This window comes from Terriglobia bacterium, from assembly GCA_020073085.1.
Classification (GTDB): domain Bacteria; phylum Acidobacteriota; class Terriglobia; order JAIQFV01; family JAIQFV01; genus JAIQFV01.
The window spans coordinates 228,908-247,272 of the sequence record JAIQFV010000008.1; the positions used below are offsets into that span (position 1 = coordinate 228,908).

The 18,365-nt window shown below is 55.9% G+C and carries 17 protein-coding genes and 2 tRNA genes; 6 read left to right on the plus strand and 13 right to left on the minus strand.

Translation table 11 applies throughout. The annotated features are described in order from the left end of the window. The first annotated feature begins 87 nt into the window (after window positions 1-87). Entirely contained in the window at window positions 88-1,770 is a 1,683-nt protein-coding gene (locus tag LAO21_10435) for an ABC transporter permease subunit (protein ID MBZ5553128.1), read from the plus strand. 313 nt (window positions 1,771-2,083) lie between these two features. On the opposite strand, the gene LAO21_10440 is transcribed toward LAO21_10435, so the two are convergent. From LAO21_10440 to LAO21_10455, 4 genes are all read right to left on the minus strand, one after another. Then, window positions 2,084-2,428 (minus strand): STAS domain-containing protein, encoded by a 345-nt coding sequence (locus tag LAO21_10440; GenBank protein ID MBZ5553129.1) that lies wholly within the window; start codon window positions 2,426-2,428, stop codon window positions 2,084-2,086. 22 nt (window positions 2,429-2,450) lie between these two features. Beyond that, the gene (locus LAO21_10445) at window positions 2,451-2,897 is read right to left on the minus strand and encodes an ATP-binding protein (protein MBZ5553130.1); all 447 of its coding nucleotides are present in this window, start codon (window positions 2,895-2,897) and stop codon (window positions 2,451-2,453) included. Window positions 2,898-3,098: 201 nt separating this feature from the next. Next, window positions 3,099-3,764 (minus strand): zf-HC2 domain-containing protein, encoded by a 666-nt coding sequence (locus LAO21_10450; GenBank protein MBZ5553131.1) that lies wholly within the window; start codon window positions 3,762-3,764, stop codon window positions 3,099-3,101. Between the two features lie 31 nt (window positions 3,765-3,795). Continuing rightward, the gene (locus tag LAO21_10455) at window positions 3,796-4,446 is read right to left on the minus strand and encodes a sigma-70 family RNA polymerase sigma factor (GenBank protein ID MBZ5553132.1); all 651 of its coding nucleotides are present in this window, start codon (window positions 4,444-4,446) and stop codon (window positions 3,796-3,798) included. 459 nt (window positions 4,447-4,905) lie between these two features. Here LAO21_10455 and LAO21_10460 point away from each other — a divergent pair. Next, window positions 4,906-4,981, plus strand: a tRNA-Phe gene (locus LAO21_10460). Between the two features lie 205 nt (window positions 4,982-5,186). On the opposite strand, the gene LAO21_10465 is transcribed toward LAO21_10460, so the two are convergent. Beyond that, window positions 5,187-5,882, minus strand: coding sequence for a VIT1/CCC1 transporter family protein (locus tag LAO21_10465; GenBank protein ID MBZ5553133.1), 696 nt, complete (start codon window positions 5,880-5,882; stop codon window positions 5,187-5,189). A gap of 183 nt (window positions 5,883-6,065) precedes the next feature. Between LAO21_10465 and LAO21_10470 the strand changes: the two genes are divergently transcribed. Next, window positions 6,066-6,869 carry an FTR1 family protein gene (locus tag LAO21_10470; GenBank protein MBZ5553134.1) on the plus strand — a complete coding sequence of 268 codons (804 nt, stop codon included), beginning with the start codon at window positions 6,066-6,068 and terminating at the stop codon, window positions 6,867-6,869. Window positions 6,870-6,900: 31 nt separating this feature from the next. On the opposite strand, the gene LAO21_10475 is transcribed toward LAO21_10470, so the two are convergent. The 8 genes from LAO21_10475 to LAO21_10510 all read right to left on the minus strand — a co-directional run bounded on the left by LAO21_10475 (window position 6,901) and on the right by LAO21_10510 (window position 15,076). Then, window positions 6,901-7,584, minus strand: a complete 684-nt coding sequence (locus LAO21_10475; GenBank protein ID MBZ5553135.1) for an HAD-IA family hydrolase — start codon at window positions 7,582-7,584, stop codon at window positions 6,901-6,903. Between the two features lie 136 nt (window positions 7,585-7,720). Then, a complete protein-coding gene (locus LAO21_10480) occupies window positions 7,721-8,770 on the minus strand; it encodes an agmatinase family protein (protein ID MBZ5553136.1) in 1,050 nt (349 codons plus the stop codon). Between the two features lie 182 nt (window positions 8,771-8,952). Next, window positions 8,953-9,042, minus strand: a tRNA-Ser gene (locus LAO21_10485). A gap of 190 nt (window positions 9,043-9,232) precedes the next feature. Continuing rightward, window positions 9,233-9,643: a RidA family protein gene (locus LAO21_10490; protein ID MBZ5553137.1), complete on the minus strand. Its 411-nt coding sequence runs from the start codon at window positions 9,641-9,643 to the stop codon at window positions 9,233-9,235. 183 nt (window positions 9,644-9,826) lie between these two features. Next, the gene (locus tag LAO21_10495) at window positions 9,827-10,516 is read right to left on the minus strand and encodes a Crp/Fnr family transcriptional regulator (GenBank protein MBZ5553138.1); all 690 of its coding nucleotides are present in this window, start codon (window positions 10,514-10,516) and stop codon (window positions 9,827-9,829) included. Between the two features lie 228 nt (window positions 10,517-10,744). Next, complete coding sequence (locus LAO21_10500; GenBank protein MBZ5553139.1) at window positions 10,745-11,323, minus strand: M48 family metalloprotease; 579 nt, start codon at window positions 11,321-11,323, stop codon at window positions 10,745-10,747. A gap of 420 nt (window positions 11,324-11,743) precedes the next feature. Further along, complete coding sequence (locus tag LAO21_10505; protein ID MBZ5553140.1) at window positions 11,744-13,831, minus strand: family 20 glycosylhydrolase; 2,088 nt, start codon at window positions 13,829-13,831, stop codon at window positions 11,744-11,746. A gap of 408 nt (window positions 13,832-14,239) precedes the next feature. After that, a complete protein-coding gene (locus LAO21_10510; GenBank protein MBZ5553141.1) occupies window positions 14,240-15,076 on the minus strand; it encodes a hypothetical protein in 837 nt (278 codons plus the stop codon). Window positions 15,077-15,472: 396 nt separating this feature from the next. On the opposite strand from LAO21_10510, the gene larE reads away from it, so the two are divergent. From larE to purD, 3 genes are all read left to right on the plus strand, one after another. After that, on the plus strand, window positions 15,473-16,300 hold the full coding sequence (gene larE, locus LAO21_10515) for an ATP-dependent sacrificial sulfur transferase LarE (protein ID MBZ5553142.1): 828 nt from the start codon (window positions 15,473-15,475) through the stop codon (window positions 16,298-16,300). A 10-nt stretch (window positions 16,301-16,310) separates the two neighbouring features. Then, complete coding sequence (locus LAO21_10520) at window positions 16,311-16,805, plus strand: hypothetical protein (GenBank protein MBZ5553143.1); 495 nt, start codon at window positions 16,311-16,313, stop codon at window positions 16,803-16,805. 173 nt (window positions 16,806-16,978) lie between these two features. After that, entirely contained in the window at window positions 16,979-18,313 is a 1,335-nt protein-coding gene (gene purD, locus LAO21_10525) for a phosphoribosylamine--glycine ligase (protein ID MBZ5553144.1), read from the plus strand. Window positions 18,314-18,365 lie beyond the last annotated feature (52 nt).

Genomic DNA, 18,365 nt, shown 5'->3' on the forward strand with positions numbered 1-18,365 from the left:
GCACAAGGGCCTCTACGAAGTGGAGGGAGAAATCCCCTTTTGTGATTGCGGTGTCACGGTGCGGTTTCCGACAAAGCGGGCCGGGACATGAAGCTCACGAAGTTTACCTGGGTGGATCTGGTTCTCCTCATGACGGTCGCGGTTCTCCTTGTCTTCATTTTTGCTGAGAAACCGCGGGTTTACCCGCGCACCCAGACGCAGTTGAATCTCTCGCTGGCCCTGTTGCCGCTTTACGCCTTGTATTCCCTGCTGCGGATGATCGTCGCCTATGTCCTCTCGCTGGGGTTTTCGATCTGGGCCGGTTATCAAGCCTCGACCTCCATCCGGGCGAGAAGAATCATCCTGCCGGCGCTCGATATTCTTCAATCCGTCCCGATTCTAGGCTTTTTCCCCGCAGCCGTTTATTTCTTCATTCGACTGGCGCATGGCAGCCCCATCGGGGCCGAGGCGGCAGCCGTCTTTCTGATCTTCACCTCGCAGGCCTGGAACATGGCCTTTGCTGCGTATGAATCTTTGACGACCATTCCCGAAGATTTGCTGCTGGCCAGCCGCCAATTTCGCCTCACGGGCATTCAGCGGTGGATCCGACTGCTGCTCCCTTCCTGCGTCCCCAAACTTTCCTACAATTCCATGCTGTCCTGGGCGGCAGGATGGTTCTTTCTCATTGCCAGCGAAATCATTGCCATCGGAAATGCCAGTTACACGCTGCCGGGCCTGGGGAGCTACCTCCAACAATCGCTCGAGCGGGGACGGAATTCCAACTTCCTCCTTGGACTGCTGACCCTGATCGGCGTGGTCACCCTGCTTCATTTTGTTCTTTGGTCTCCCCTGCTCGAGTGGTCGAAGCGCTTCCGATACGAAATGACGGCCGCAGGTTCAAGCGAAGGGGGCAGTTCATGGATCCTGAAGTTGGTCAAGCGCTCTGAAGTCTTCCGCTACCTCCAGAAAAGGATCCTGGGCCCGGCCCTCGAGGAGGGACCCCGGATGCTCGAAGGGGCTTTCAACCGAGTGCCCCGAAGCACGATCCGAGTGAGCTCCATCTTGTTGCTTGGGATCGTCCTGATCGGGTTTGGATATGGGGCGATTCAAATCGGCAGGATCGTTATGCGGCCTTGGCCTCAAGAAGCCCTGACCATCCCTTTGGCGCTGCTTTACAGCTTCCTTCGCCTTCTGCTGGCTTATGCGATCTCCATCGCGTGGACCCTGCCGGTGGCCGCGTTGATCAGTCGCAGCCCGCGGTGGTCGCGGACGCTGCTCCCCATCGCCGAGATCCTCGCCAGCGTTCCCGCGACCGCGTTCTTTCCTCTCATCGTCGTCCTCGTGTTGCGCCAGGGAGCAAACTCCAACCTGCCGTCGGTCCTGCTGGTGCTGACCGGGATGCAGTGGTACCTGCTTTTCAATTTGATCGGGGGCATCCAGAATATTCCCGAGGACATGCGCGAGGTGGCCCAGGCGCTTCGCTTGCGGGGGTGGCGTTACATGCGACGTGTCCTGATCCCGGCCGTCATTCCGAGCCTCATTACGGGGTCCATCACGGCATGGGGAGGCGGGTGGAATGCGCTGGTCTTGAGCGAGTTTGTCAAGTACGGCGAGCAGACTTACGGAGTCACGGGCATCGGGGCCATGCTGGTCAAGGCCAACGATAACGGGAACATTCAAATGGTCCTGGCGACGGTCCTCTCGATGGTGATCGTAGTCACTTCCTTGAATCGCTTCTTTTGGAGACGCGCCTACGACTATGCCACCCGGAAGTTCACGCTGGAATACTGAGCGGGGGGACAACCCACATCGGGCTGTCGCTCGAATCAAATCGCCGCGTCAGCCCCGAGGGCGATCGGGGTAGCCGACAACACAGCATCCCCTGGACATGTTGAAGCCCCACCAGCGGGTGTTCCCCGAGATCCCGCTCCGCCGGGTGCCCCCCCATTGGAAATCTCAGATCTCTTGAGCAAGGAAGGAGGAGCCGACCGGTTTCCGCCCTCGGGGGGTTTCCTCAAAAATAAAAGCACCGAATGCCGAGGGATCACTCGGCTTCCGGTGCTTCAACAAAAGGAGAACCATCAGTCTTCGCCAGGATCAACGCCTACTTAAAACTTTGCAATGCCTCCGCCTCATTGGTGAACACTTCAAATACTGTCAACAGCTTTGTGATTTGAAGCAGGTCCTGAACTTTCTTCGTCAGGTTGAGAAGTTTAAGCTGCCCCCCCTGGTTCGTGGTGGTCGTAAAGCTGGAGACCAACTCGCCGATCCCCGAGCTGTCAATGTAAGTCACATCGCCCAGGTTGAGCAGAATCTTCTTCTCCCCTCGCGCCAGGAGGTTGCGGATGGTATCCCGCAAAATCACGTTCCCTTCTCCCAGTGTGATCTTTCCATTGATGTCCACGACATTCACGATGTCGACTTTCCGAGTCTTCAATTGCATAGTCACAGTCTCTTCCCCTCCTCAGGTTCTAACTTGCATTCGAATTTGAATTGGAAGACAACCGCTTCACCATCATTACCTCGCTGCCGTCGTTGTTACGGCGGCGAACACTGAATTCATCCATAAATGAGCGGATGATAAAAATGCCGCGCCCGGAGGTTTTCAGGATATTATTTTCTTCCAAAGGATTTGCGATGGAAGCCGGATCGAACCCCTGACCCTCATCCCGCACAAAAATGGTGAGCTTGGCCGGGGTCAAACTGATCTCAAGTTCGACCTTCTTGGATTCATCGCAACGATTCCCGTGCTGGATGGCATTGATGACCGACTCTCGTACTGCCATCTCGACACGGTGAGACTCCGCCTCCTCGAGCCGGAACCGATCCATCACCGAATGGACGAATTTTTCAGCCACTTCAACGCTCTGGAAATTGCTATCCAGAGTTACAGAAACCTTGGTTTCGGTGGCATTCATCCCGCGCGGTGGGAACCTCCTCGAGGTTTGACCCTGCTTTAGCGCACTAGAACTACCATAGCGTCCAAGCTTTGTCAACGTTTGTTTTCCCGCAAGTATGTGAAAAATCAATACGTCTGGACCCTGTGGAGGAGGACACAGAACCCCCCTGCGGATTCCCTCGTCAGCACAATCTTTGGGGAGGAAACTGGCCTGATTTGATTATCCCAGGACCCTGACGGTTCGAAAGGAGAGAATCGCTTTTCCGCCCGTAGGCCGGCCAAAAGATGTGGCAGGATCAAATACGGTGAAATAGAGAACCCTCTCAAGACTCTCGACAACCGGAGGGCTGTCGGGTCCACTGAGAATCTTGAAATCGTACACACGCCCGTGAGGATCCACGCTGGTCTCCACGAGAATGGGCTCATCCGGGAGACTGCTGCTTCCGTCCGTGGCGATCGGAAGGAAACTGTTCGGCCGGGACCGGGGAGACGTGTGAATGGAGAGCTGAACATCCCCGGGGGCATTGGGCAAGGCCGGGGTCATCCACAAGGTGCTGAACATGACGGTGAAACAGACAATCGCGAGCAGCACCCCCGCCAGTGCGGGCACCGCCATGGGACGCAACAAGTTTTCAATTCTCATCCAAAACCGATCGCTGAATGAGAAGGACGCGCGCTTGGAATATTCCGCGCGAATCGCCAGCCCCAACTCGCGGGGCGCCGCATGATGGGGCAGATTTTGCATCCACTGCTTGACCCGGGTCAGCTCTTCGAAGTCACGCCGACAGGAGGGACAGGTTGCAAAATGGGCCTGCATGGCCTGCTGCGCTCCACGGTCCCCCTCGACTGAATCCAAAATACGTTCTTTGTATTCTTGGCAATTCATAACCGCCTCTTTCTAAGCTTGCGAGAACCTCCTAGACCCGCTGCTCCGCATCGAGCAAAGTCCGCACCTTGTCGCGAAGAAGTTCTCGCCCGCGCAAAATGCGCGATTTAACCGTTCCGATGGAGATATGGAGCGTGGAGGCAATCTCCTCGTAAGAGAATTCTTCCACATCCCTCAGGAGAACTGCCATCCGATACTTCATGGGCAACGTCCGTAAGGCCGACTGCAACCGTGCTTCCAGTTCCAATTGAATGACCCGCTCGGAGGGAGTCGGGGCATGATCCCTCAGCACATTCTCAAAAACTCGTGTCTCCCCGTCATCAGGGTCGACCAGATCCAGGGATACCGTTCGATTGTAACGGCGCCGCAGCCACCAGCGATGCCAGTTGGCGGCCTCCCGAATGGCGATCCGATAGATCCAGGTCCGCAAATTGGAGTCGCCGTTGAATCGCCCGATCCCACGATAAATCTTGATGAAAACTTCCTGGGTGACATCCGCGGCATCGTGCGGATTTCCCAGGAGACGATACAGCAAGTTATAGATCGAATGCTCGAATTGCCCGACCAAGTGTACATAGGCCGCTTGCGAGCCCGCCCGCAACTGCTCGACGAGTTGACCCTCCACCGGGGGAGCCCAACGGGATGCTTCACCCATCTTCTCAACGGCCATTTCACTGGACATCGGAATCCTCGCAGCTCCAACACTTCACCGCATAGGTCCAACCTTCATGTGCACATGCGTCCAGCCTCAGTCTATCTTATTAGACGCCAAAAATGAAAAAAAGTTCCACTTCGGGGCAAATTTCAGACAAGTTCAAGGGGATGATCGCCTTAGAGAGCAAGGAAAACCCAAATCCCAAAGTCCAAATTCCCAATAAAACCCAAATCCCAATTGAGCATCTTCAAATTATTAGCTCCACAGCGCCAGGATTGCTCGACCTGCGATTACCGTCGACAAGGCTACACTCACTCGTTAAGGCTTGCGACTTCGCTAGATCCATATTCGCAGCCGTAGGTCTTTGGCGTTTGGGTTTTATTGGGAACTTGGATTTTGGGATTTGGAATTTACCTTGTGTTGTGATAATGTTCCGTGCCGCGTCAGGTACCGCCCCTCAAGGGTGGTCGGTCCGATGAAGCCCGTGCCGAGGTAGCTCAGGTGGTAGAGCGCAGCCCTGAAAAGGCTGGCGTCGGCGGTTCAACTCCGTCCCTCGGCACCACCACTCTTTCTATCCACTTACCACATTATTTCTTTCAGTCACACAGGCCCGCTTCACCCAGGGGGAAGAACCTGGAATGCGGGGGCCTGCTGCCGCTTTCACAGGGCGAAGCCTGCTTCGCGGACAATTCCCCCAGGGCAGGAAACCGCGTCAAAGCAGGGCGCGAGCATGTTTGCGCACCCCAAGTGCTTTCATTCCGGATCGCTCAGCTCACCCACCTTGCAATGGCAAAAGCCACTGCCGCGGCCACGCCTCCAACACCTGCCGTCTGAAAGGCGGCGCGCAAGGGGGTCTTCACGGTGAAACGTCCTTTGATGTAGCCAAACACCAGGAGCGCCAGGAGGGTCACCCCGATGGATCCCGCCAGGGCGGTGTGCACCGAGGAGAGGAACAGATAAGGACTCAAAGGAATCAACCCGCCAAAGACATAGGCTAAGGCAATCGTGAGGGCGCTCGTCCGGGCCCGGCCGGGGTCGGGGGCCTCAATGCCCAGTTCAAACCTCATCATGAAATCCACCCACCGGGTTCGGTCGCTTCGGATCGCCTCCACGACTGCATGGACATGATCCTCATTCAGGCCGTAAGACCGGAAGATGCCCGCCACCTCCCGGGCTTCCTCCTCGGGTAGCTCCACGGTCTCGCGGTCTTCCCGGGCCTTTTCCGCAGCGTAATGCTCTTCGTCGGTGCGGGCTGCCAGGTAACCTCCCAGCCCCATGGCAATGGCTCCTGCCGCGATTTCTGCAAAGCCTGCGGTGATGATAATGGAGGTGGCGGCCACTGCGCCGGAGAGGCCCGCAGCCAAGGCAAAGGGAACGGTCAACCCATCGGACATGCCAATCACAATATCGCGAATGAGGGCCGAGGCGGTGAAGTGCTTTTCAACGTGGGGGGTCTGTGGCATGAATCCCTCCTGGCAGGAGCCGGGTGCCCGGCCCCCGAGAGGAACGGAGGGGCGGGGCGCTCCCGACGCATATTGAAATTGAATTTCACTTTCATTCCGAGTTTTTTTGATCTATAATCCCGGAGAGAGGATAAATCAAAAACGCCGGGGTGACCATCCCCCGGACAGGAGGAGATCGGGTCCATGTTCCAGGCCTTCATCATCACGCTTCGGGAAGGCGTCGAGGCCTTCCTGATCGTCGCTATCAGCATCGCTTTTCTGAAAAAAAGCGGCCGGGCCAAGTTGCTGGGGGCGGTCTACTGGGGAACCGCTGTCTCCGTGGCCCTGAGCATCGGCTTCGGAATGCTGTTGCGTCAAGGGGTGAACCAGTCCCTATGGGAAGGGATCCTGGCGGCGATTGCCGCCGTCCTGGTGGGAACGTTGATTCTATACATGTGGCGGGCCGCACGAACCATGAAACGGGACATCGAAACCCGGCTCGAAGCCGCTACCCACAACGCCGGCCGGATTGCGTCCTTTGCGGCCGTCTTCTTCTTTACCCTTCTCATGATCACCCGGGAAGGGATGGAAGCCGCTCTCCTGCTGATCAGCATGTCGTTCCAGCTGGCGTCGCTCCCCTTCCTCGCCGGGGCCATCCTGGGATTGTTTATGGCGGCCGCTATCGCCCTGCTCTGGGCCCGGTATGGCCATCGTGTCAACCTTGGATTATTTTTCCAGACGACCGCCATCTTCCTGCTGGTCTTCGTGGTGCAGCTGTTCATCTATTCATTTCACGAACTCTGTGAGGCTGGGGTCTTTCCCAATAGTGAGGCCCTCCATGCGGCCACTGAACCCTATGGGCCCGATGGCCACTACGGCCGGCTCCTCAGCTACAGCCTGGTGTTCCTGCCGGTGGCTTGGCTTCTCTTTTCGTCGCTGCTGCATAAGATGAAGCAGGCGCCTCATCCGGCGTTGACTCCCCGGACGGTTCAAGAACACCGCGATTAAGCACCTAGGCGAGGGTCTAGCATGGGCCGGATCAGGGTGAGGGTGTCTTCCCCTCGAACTGGAGAAGAAACGATCGGAGATCGATCTCGGCCAAGGAGTCAACCCGCAAATCGATACGAGCTCCGTTAAAGGAAAGGCGGGAGGTAATCGGGTTAGTGGCGACTACGCAAAAAATGCCGGCGCGGTTGGCGGCAATGACGCCGTTGGGTGAATCCTCGAAGACGATGGCCTGCGAGGCTCGGACCCGAAGGTCGGCCAGGGTGGATTGAAAAAGTTCGGGATCGGGCTTGGTGTGCGCCACGTCTTCGGCGCACTTCACCGCCTCCAGCCGGCTGAACAGATGGAGCCGGCGGAGATGTCCCTCCACCCAATTTCTGGGCGAGCTGGAAGCCACCCCCAGTTTCAAATTCAAGCGCCCGGCATCATCAAAAATCTTCTGTACTCCCGGAAGCAGTGGTTGGGATTCAACCGCTTCGCGCACTTCAGCTTGGCGCTCCATTCGAAGGGTTTCCCGTTCCAGAGTTCTTCCCGTTAGCTTCTCCAGGTGCGCGTGCGGATCGAAAACCATCCCCCGCCCCACACACATCGCCCACTCCTCAAAGGGAAGGTCCACACCGAATCGTCGGTAGACCCTTCTCCACGATTCAAAGGCCGGGGTCTCGGTGTCGAGAATCAGGCCGTCAAAATCCAGGATTAGAGCCTCGATTCCTGCCAATCAGCGATCCCCTTTCACTCTTAGTCCTGGCATGCCGGCATTGAGTGGTTGTTCATGCCGGAAGAGGGCGTCACGAATTCTCCTCATCACTGGTAATTCACACCTCAAAACCACCACGACACGTGGGACGGAAGATTCATCTTCCAGTGTTCTTCTGACTGAGCAGGGTGTGACCGATCATCTTGTAGAGCAGGCGCGCCCCCACATTGGCGTCCCACTGGTTACCCTCCGGCCCTGGAGCCACTTCGTTGAGATCAAAGCCAACGATGCGGCGCCCCGACTTCGCCACTGCCGCAATCACATAAACGGCCTCCTCAAAGGAGAGACCCCCGGGAACCGGCGTCCCGGTGTGTGGACACAAAGAGGGATTCAAGCCATCAATATCGAAAGAGACATAAACCTGTTTCGGCAGGTGAGCGAGAAATTCCGCGACGACAGTCTTCCAGGGCCGCCCTTCGAATTTCTGCGATTGCAAGTCCTCATCACAGTAAAGGCGAACGCGCCCCCTTGATTTCTGGACGACTTCCAATTCCTGTTCACAGAAATCGCGGATGCCGACCTGAACAAGTTTCTTGATTTGTGGAATCCGGGAGACGACGTTGTACATGATGGAAGCATGCGACCAGGTGAACCCTTCATAAGCGATCCGAAGATCGCAATGCGCATCAAAGTGGAGTATCCCCAAACCAGGAAACCGTTCGGCATAGGCCCGAATCAACCCGAAGGGTGTCGAGTGGTCCCCGCCCACTACACCGACAATTTTATTCTTCGAAATCAATCGGGTGGCCGCCTTGTAGACCACCTCATTCACCTGGCTGGAAATGGCATTCACGCGGGCCACCATTCGCCCCCATTTCGTTGAGGCTTCAGGGTTGCCCCCTCGCCGGATGATTTGCCGGGCCAACCGCCTGCCCTCCCGGTTCAGTCTCCGAATCTGAAGCGATTCCGGCATCATGTAGAGGCCCGCTTCATAGATCCGGCCTGCCGAGACATCGAATAAGTCCACTTGTTTCGAGGCTTTGAGGATGGCAGCCGGACCCGACGCCGTCCCTTCCCCGTACGATGTGGTAATCTCCACGGGCACCGGGAGCAAGATCACCTTGCTCTCTTCAAGCGTGCAGGAAAGCCCGTAGATGCCACTCGACGGACTGGCCGCTGCATTCGGGTCAAAATTCTTCTGAGTCATTTATAGCCCCTGGAATTTGTGGCCCCTCTCTCAACTGCTGGGAACTGGCAGGAAGGTCGTTTGTGACAGGGTGGGGGGATCCATCAACCGTCGCTGAGTACCCCATGGAAAGGAGTGATTCGCTCCATCTCAAATCGGAAACGGCTCTGTCACGCAATGGCGTCGCGCAGGGATTCAAATCATGGCGGAGAGACAGGGATTCGAACCCTGGTTACCCTTTCGAGTAAACACGCTTTCCAAGCGTGCGCCTTCAGCCACTCGGCCATCTCTCCGTCTCGCTTCCGACGAGCCGAGAGTGTACCACTGAACAGAAAAGTTCATCAAGGTGGAAAGACCCGTCGAAGACTGGGCCGCGCCACTCATTTGCATTCCGGGGGGTGGCCCACGGATTCTTCTCCCGGGGAATCGAACCCATCCAGTATGAAGAAGGATGACTCCTCAGGACGCCGCGAAACCGCGGGCTCAACCATTTCTGACCGCGATCCCCTGCATTTCGAAGTGCCCGCCACGCAGCAACGGCCCGGAGCCTATGAAAGCGCGCGCCGGAAAATCCTCCGAGAAGTAGCTGCGGTACCCGCGATTGAACTGGTCATAAAGAGAAAGATCGGGACAAAAGACCTGGACATACACAAGGTCGTCCATCGTCATCCCCGCCTCGGCCAAAGTGGCCTTGAACCCATCGAGCATCAAGCGGATCTCCTCGTTGATCCTTGAGGGAGGCTCACCGGTTTTGGGATCAATTCCTATCCGGCCGGCGAGATAAACAGTATTCCCTACCTGAACCCCGTCGCTGAACGGCGCCTGGACGGGGCGACGGGGAAGGTTGATGGTGCGGCGGCCCAGAACGGGGCGAGCAGGTTTTCTTCGACTCATGACCGCTTTACGAACCATGTTATTCCTCCATGGAAGATGGTAGTGGGGGCATTCAGGTTCAAAGGAGCCATGACATTTTACTTGGCTCCGGTCCTCTGGGGCACGATTATTTTGGACTCAGGAAATCACCGGAAGTTTGTGGCAATGAGGGAGGGAAATCAGCGGGAGAAAGAAGAGCGGGGGTTATTGGGCCGGCCCGGCCTCGGGCAGGGTGAGGGATTGCTTGATGGTAATTTGGCCGTCATTCACGGCGATCAAGCCCTTCTTCTGGAATTGTGTCAAGAAGCGGGTGACCGTCTCTCGGGACGCCACCACCATATTGGCGAGGTCCTTGTGCTTCAGTCTTAAATTGATCAGGACGCCCTCTCGGGTTCGGACCCCGTGTTTCAAACTCAACTCACTGAGCACGTACATGATTTTCCGCTCTGTGCTGAGCATGGTCAGCGCATGCAGGCGGCTCCATGACGTGCGGATTTGATCACACAGACTCTCGACGATCTTCATAAATATGGCGTGGTTTGCCACAATCCAGTTCACAAAGTCCGCTTTCGACATTGAATAGATCGTGGTTGAGTTGATCGCAGTCACACTGGCTGGTGTGGACTTTCCATCGATCAGCGACAACTCTCCAAAGGATTGCCCCGCCCCGTGCACCGCAAGGATCTGTTCCCGCCCGTCCTCGGTCATCTTCCAAACCTTAACCAGCCCGCGCTTGATCACATACATGTACTGCCCGGCCTCTTCCTCGCCGAAGATGATTTGGTTCCGGCCAAAGGTTCGCTCCTGCATGACGAACCCGATTCGCTCCAACTCCTTCGGATCGAGGTTTGCAAACATGGGACACTTCCGCAATGCCGATAGATCACTTATCATTTTGGGGGCCCCCCCGAAACGTGCGCTTGCATGGATCTTATCGGCCTTAGAAAAGATAACTTTAACGAAAATCTCAGCGGGGGGCGGATCGGAAAGATAGATCCAACCATCGAAATGGAGGGAACAACCTTAGCCGAAAATGAAGAATGGCAAAGAGGGGATTGAATTGAAGTCTCGGACTGGCACACAGCGTGGGTGCTGATCAGGATTGACTGAGAGGACGGTGTACTAGGCGCCATGGTCGGCTGTGGTCTTCACACTCGAAATCTGGGAGCCGACCTTATCTTCGATCTTGCGGATGCGGGAACTCAATTGCTTGACTTGAGCCTTGGGGAAGGAATTTCCGTCGCTGTGGAGAACCACCCGGAGCATCTCGGCCAGGCAAGTGGGGTTGTACCGCGCCTTCTTGAGCACTTGAATTGCAAGAGTGTCTGCTGTGAACTCGTCATCGCCGGTCGCGGCAAAGGCCTGGGTTTTGGTTGATTTCACTTCTGTGATTTGGTGCCCCATCTCGTGAGCGATGGCTGCGGCCAATTGCTCCTCGCTGGAGATCGTGCGCAACAAACCCTGGGTGACGATAATCCGTCCATCACTCACTGAGAATGCATTCACTTGTTCCAGCGGGAGGATGACTGCTTGAAAGTGGATCTTTAGATTCGAACCGTCCGTCAATCGGTCGATGAGTCGGTTCATGGTCGCAAGGGCTTCTGAATCGTTGGTGTAATCAAAATCCGCTGCTCTACTGGTGGATGCGAATCCCCCCATCAGCATCGCGATTAACAGGATTTGAATTAACTTTATCTTCATAAGCCCTTCCTTAATGCACCCATAGAGTAAGCGATTGGGCTTTAATGGCAGGTGATTTGAATGACACAACCCTCGATTCCAGGGTGGATCCCGATTTCAATCTAACCGGTTTAGTTTCAATCTGTTGGTGAGGTTCCACGTCCAGATCAGGTGATTCGGATCACCGGTTTTGGGGGCTTTAAGGAGGAGTTTAAAATGCCCTTGAAATGATAGGAAGAGAGGAACCGGGAGGACAGATAGAGAGGATGGCGAGAGGGTCGGATCCCAAGAGAGATTTCCTGGGATTTCACGACGGCAAGGACAAAGAGCTTACGTTCACAGTTCGTGGAAGGGGCCCACCGGGACGATATCCCGGTGAGCCTCTTCGAAAAGGAGAATTTCAGACCATCCCCACCGGCTCAATCTTCAGCTTCCGGGGACTCATCTGAGGAAGAATCCCAGTTCGTCCGGAGCAGGCAAGGTGGAGGTTTCACTGAAATGGCGCTGCAATTCCGCAAGCTTCTGCTGCAACTTTGCCCAGCGATCCAGTTCTAGATCATACCGGACGAGAACATTGTCCATCCAGTAAGGTCGATTTTCAGCAAGCCAGAGCTGTTGATAACTCGTCCGAAGGGATGAGGCGGTGTCGCGCAGGTCCCCCACCAAGCCGTCCACATAATCCAGAGCGCGCAGATTGCGGTTGACCCGGCCACGCTCACTGAGATGGAGATATCCATCCCAATAAGTTTTGCTCATCTGCTCCGCGTAGAGAATCTTCATCCCCAGGTAATCCAGCCGGCGCGCAGCAAAGATGAGATCCGGAAGCGTGTCTTGATTTCGATGCACCTGGCCTGCATTCTTGTAGAGCAACTCAAGGGAGTCTTCGGCCAGGAGGCGAATCGATCGGGCGGAGGGGAGGATTTTCTTGAGGGCGGCGGCCCCGTCGGCCGAGAGGTAGTTTGCCCACACAAGCGTGTTATTGGCGTCCCCCAGCCCCGCTTTGACGATTGCTTCATGAATCTTTGCAAAGTTGTCGATGGCCGAGGCAAAGGCATGATCGTTGTTACGGTAGAAGGCCCAATCAAAATTTGCCTGGAACTGCTCGATGGAAGATTCTCCGGGTTGCCAAGCGGCCGCCGCCCCGAAGACGAGGCCGTACCAAGTCATCTTGAACAGGGCCTCTCCGTCATCGTCCCAGGTGGTATTGAACATCCCGATGGCCCCCAACCTTTGCCCGTCGCGGACAAAATTGCGGATATTCTTAAGCGCCATGTTGTTATTAGGGAAAATGCGATTCCAGTTGTTGACGCCGGGACAGACCATCACGTCCAGACCGGTATCGCGGAAGGGCTTGATCAACGATTCAAAATCGTCCCTTGGATTGTAATTCCAGGTCATCACGACCATGTCTTTGGGCAATTCCTTCAGCAGTTCCGGATAATGCAGGGCGATGTCTCCCCAGAACATGAGCCTCTTGTGATACGGATTCATCAACTCCCGGACCTTCACGATGTGGTCGAAATACACCTTCCCCAGTCCTTCCTTCTCCTTCAATGCCTTGGTCTGACCTTCGCCCAGTTCAAAAGTTTCATCCGCCCCGATGTGAAAGAACTTTGAAGGGAAGAGTGGAACCAACTCCGCGTAGAGCCGCTGAATAAACTCGTAAGTTTTTGGGTTGGTTGGGGTCAGGACATTCCCGTAAGGCAATTCGGCGATGCCGCTGTATTTCTCCCATTTCAAAACGTGGTGGAGGTGTCCGAACGCCTGTTGCTCCGGCACGACATCCACATGATAACGTCGTGCATACTCCACCAGGTCTTTCACCTCAGCGGCGGTGAGGGAGCCCTCCCGGGGTCCGATCAGGGGCTCAGATTGGTACTGGAAGGGATACTCCAGATACACCGACCACATGTTCAGCTTGAACTCGGCAGCCGTGCGCACCTGGCGCTTCATAAACTCTAATGTAGGAACCGGGCCGCGGCTGATGTCGTCATGAACCCCCCGGTAGCGCATGGCCGGCCAGTCCCGGATGTGAGCACCTTGAACATGCGCACCCCGCTCTTCACCGCGAACGATCATCTGTTTCAGCGTCTGCACTGCATAGAAGATGCCCTCCGCCGTATTGGCAGCGGCCACCACGCCGCTCCCGTCGACATCGAGCGCATAACCCTCCGGATCGAATTTTTCGTCGAGATCCAGACGCCGCTCCTGGAGGAGGCGATGGAATGGACGATTGGGGACATTGGCACGAATCAGAGCGATGACATTCCGGGATTTGCCCTTGAAGGAACCAATCACGGGTTTGAATCCGCTGGCCTGTTGGACTTCCTCTGCCAACTGTTCCGCGGCGAACCGGTCGTCAGCATCTTTGAGATCACTGATCTCTATTCGGGTCGCTTTGTCCGGGATGAAGTCCTTGTTCGCCAATTGCACTTCCCGCGGATGAGGGATAACGCGAAGTTCTCCGGCGGTCGCCGGACCCACAGCAATTAACAAAAATAGAAGTCCAATACTCCACCAACGAACCATGATTGCCTCCAATTCGGAATGAAAAATTAGGGTGCAGCGGAAGTGTTAAAAATGAAACCGCGAGCGACACTGCTGACAGGCACAAAGCCTATTTAACATTCCCCAGGATCGGTGTCAACGAAGCCTCGTCGCGCCAAGTGCCGGACATTCATTTAAGGAGAGAAAAAATGAATTTCCGGCAGGAGGGTTTCCAGCCTGAAGGATCAGGGAGAGATCCCCAACCGAGGTTCGATGGCGAGTCGAGTGGACTCGCCATCTTGATCAAAGCCCCCTGTCCAGTCAAAAGAACAAAGGGGAGGCCAGCCGACCTCCTCTCGCCCTTCGGTGCAGCCGCATTATTTTCTGGGACAGGTTTCCTCTGCGGAGTCACATCGTAAATCTACGGCCTGCCCGCGAGGAAACCAGCCCTTAGGGATTCTTCTTCTTGTCCTTGTCTTCGACAGCGTCACCGTAAGTAATCTTGGTTTCGGACCGGAACTGCCTGTAATTCTTGTAAAGGACGACCTCTCGCACATGTACGCTGCCGCCATTGGGGAAATCCAGGACGTCATCGGCACGTGTGTAGGTCGGAAACCAGTACTTTGCGTCGACCTGCTCGCGATAGGTTTCGAACTTGGGGAAACGCTGGCCTTTGGTCCGCTTGGTGACATTATAGGCGGGCCGGCCATCAGTCTTGACGATCTGCAAATCCTGATCGTCGACCCAGATTTCTCCTTCGAAATACCGCTCATCGCCAATCATCTGTTTGGGTTTCACTGAGAAATGATAGGCGGTGATCTCATCCAGCTTCTCATGACCAACATACTGGATGTCATACTTCTCCAAGTCTTCTGTGGTCAGCACGAATGGGTTGAGATGGACAATATCATCCAAGTCTTCTTTGGTAATCATGATGCGCTGGAGGGTGCTGGGAGGTGCATAGGTCACATTTTCAATCCGCTTGTTGTCCCGGCCGAAGGTCACATCCGACACCATCTGGTACTCCCCGTCGACATGGTTCCCTTCCAGCGTCTGAATCTTTACGGTTTGTTGATAGTTGTACAATTCACGGGCCTTCTTGAATTCCGCTTCCTTTGCAGCAAATTTCCGAATGATTTCCTGAATTCTCTCGGGCGACGGGTGATCCATCGTGGCACTCGTCGAAGGTGCCGCCGGAGTGGGTGCTTGAGCACGAAGCGAACTCGGCAGACCGACCCCCATGATCACCACCAATGCGGCAACAAAACATCCTTTGATTCTCCACATATTTTTTCCTTTGCTCCCTGGGTTCACTACCCTGTTTCTCGTGATAAACGTCTCAATCCCAAAGTCCTTAGAAGCGTGACTCGCCATTAAGGTTGTGAAGAGCGACGTTCCTCCACCCCCACAACCCCGCCCCGAGGAGCACCTCTCTCAGCCTGGCTGGTCGTAATCCATCATGCCGACTCAGTCATCGGAAGTGAACGCCCCTCCTCGACGCCTTCGACTCGGGTGCCGGATTGACACCCGCTTCAATTCAAGCTAGATTCTGGTGGTTATTATCTCACGAAACCCGACTTGCCGAGAAATGCCCTCGTGAGGAAAAACTTGATGGCACTGCTGGAACCTGAAGTCCCCCGGGCTTAGGATGTCTCCAGGAGTGCCCAAGCGGGCGGTTGTCCTTTGAAACCCGAAGAGAAACAGACGAAGCTGGAAAATATTCTGAATAACTACCAATCCACCATTGTGGCTTTCAGTGGTGGGGTCGATTCGGCTTATCTCGCATTTATGGCCCACCGGGTCCTCGGTGAATGCGCCCTGGCCATTACGGCCGTCAGCCCATCGCTCGCCTCTTTTCAGCGCGAGGATGCACTCAACTTTGCAAGGGAGTATGGATTCCGCCATGAAGTCATCCAAACGGAGGAAATGGCCGATTCCAACTATGTCGCCAATCCCGCGAATCGCTGTTATTTTTGCAAGGACGAGTTGTTCGGCAAGCTGAAAACACTGGCCGATCAACGGGGATTCCAGACGGTTTCCTATGGCGTGAACGTGGACGACCTGGGCGATTTCCGTCCCGGCCAGGAGGCTGCCAGAAAATTCGGAGTTCATGCTCCGCTCGTGGAAGCCGACTTGAAGAAGGCTGAAATCCGGTCGCTCTCCCGCACCCTCAACCTGAACACCTGGGACCACCCGGCCTCCGCCTGCTTGTCATCCCGTATCCCGTATGGCATGATGGTGACCGTGGACAAATTGGAAGCGATTGACCGGGGTGAAGATGCCCTGCACCGGCTCGGGTTTCGTCAGGTTCGAGTTCGACATCATGGCGAGATTGTCCGGATCGAAATCTCACCCGACGAGATGGCGCGAGCCCTCCAAATGGAGATGGCCGGTGAATTCACCCGGGTCTTCAAGTCGCTCGGATTTAAGTACGTAACCTTGGATTTGGAGGGTTATCGCCAGGGGGCGCTCAACGAAGTGTTGGACCTGCCTTCAGGGAAGCGTTCCTAGAATGAATGCCATGAGTTCTTCTCGCCCTTCAGATCAAGACTCAGTTCCTGGGAAAGGTCTCGACGCACGTCAGCCCATGTTGTCATTGCGCACCTTGAGGATCCTCTTTGTGGCCATGTTCCTCTCCGTGGTGGTGTATGCCGCGATTGGAACCTTCCTTCCTACGGATATTCCCCAGTCCCTCGACAACCTTCAACTGATTTATAAGATCATTTCTCTCGCCGGGGGGTTCTGTGTGGCCGGTCTTCTGCTCATCCGAAATCTGATGAATCGGGATCTGGTCACCCCTGGCCCGGAGGCCGAGGGGGCGAATCAAGCGGCCCCTTTAGCGCGCCGCGTCCGACGTAATCGCACTCTATCGTTCATTGCGTTCGTGATCAGTGAGATGATTGCGCTGCTCGGGCTGGTTTTTGTCTTCCTGGGCGGCCCGCGACGTACGCTTTATATTTTTTGCGCCATTTCCCTGGCATGTCTGATTCTTTTTTTCCCCAAAGAGACGAACTAACTCAAGGATGTACCTCTCCCAGATTTTTCTGAACCAGCGCCCGGGGAGTAGGGACCAGGAAATGGCCAGGATCCTGGATCCTGGACCCGAGGGGGCGGTGGCTTGGGCCGGATGTCAACCGTCCGGGATATATTTGATTTGCTTTCTTTCGACATAGACTGGACTTGTTCAAGATGAAGATCCTTGTGATTGGAAGTGGCGGACGGGAGCACGCGCTGGTTTGGAAGCTGGCTCAATCAAAGAGAGTCAACAAAATCCTCTGCGCCCCGGGAAATGCAGGAATCGCCGGAGAACCCAAGGCGCAGTGCCTGGCCCTGGACGCCGGTGGGGATCTTGTCGCCGTCCGTCAATTCGTGCTGAGGGAAGCAATCGACCTGGTTGTGGTGGGCCCCGAAGTGCCCCTTGCAGGAGGGATTGTCGACCTGTTTGACGGGACTCATGTAAAGATCATCGGCCCGCATCGTCAAGCCGCCCGGCTCGAATCCTCAAAGATTTTTGCCAAGCAGTTCATGTCGAGCCATGGCATTCCCACGGCTGACTATTTCGTGTGCGACAGCGCCGACCAAGCCCTGGATTTTGTCAAGAGATGCAGTTATGGCTATCCGGTGGTCATCAAAGCGGACGGATTGGCGGCGGGAAAGGGAGTGGTGCTGGCAAAGGACTTTTCCCAAGCCGAGGCCACCATCCTCGAGTTTATGACGGAGAAGGTGTTTGGAGAGGCGGGTTCTCGTATTGTGGTTGAAGAATGTCTGCGAGGCCGGGAGTGCTCGTTCATGGTGTTTAGCGATGGGGAGCACTACCAGCCGATGGTTCCCTCCCAGGACCACAAGCGCGTGTACGACAACGATGCCGGGCCGAACACCGGGGGCATGGGCGCCTTTAGTGACGATGCCCTGCTCACGACAGAGATGAGGATGACAATCCTTCAGTCCATCGTCGAGCCTGCGCTTCGCGGCATGAGATCGGAGGGAACCCCTTTTCGCGGCATTCTCTATTGCGGTCTGATGCTGACCGACCAGGGACCCAGGACTTTGGAGTTCAATTGCCGTTTTGGAGATCCCGAAACTCAACCTGTCCTGATGCGGATGAAGACGGATCTGCTCGACGTCTTTGAAGCCCTGCTTGAAAACCGCCTCCATCAAGTCTCGCTCCAGTGGGCGACCGATTCCGCTGTCTGCGTGGTGCTGGCCAGCGGCGGGTATCCCGGCAAGTTTGAAAAGGGGAAGCCCATTTCGGGACTGGCTGAAGTCAGCCGGATGGAGGACGTGAAGGTGTTTCACGCGGGCACCCAGGCCGCCACCCTCTCCCATCAAACGGAAAGAGCGGGCCCGATCCAAACCGTGGGGGGTCGCGTGTTGGGAGTGACCGCCCTGGGACGGGACTTGCCCGTGGCGGCCGCCCGCGCTTATGAAGCCTGCTCAAGAATTCATTTCGAAGGGATGCATTACCGTCGCGACATCGGCGGGCGCCCGGCCACGCGAAACTCCGGACCCGTTGAGACGGCCTGATCACCATCGACGAGGTGCTTGAACCGACCGATGCGCCTCTCAGGACGTCCCG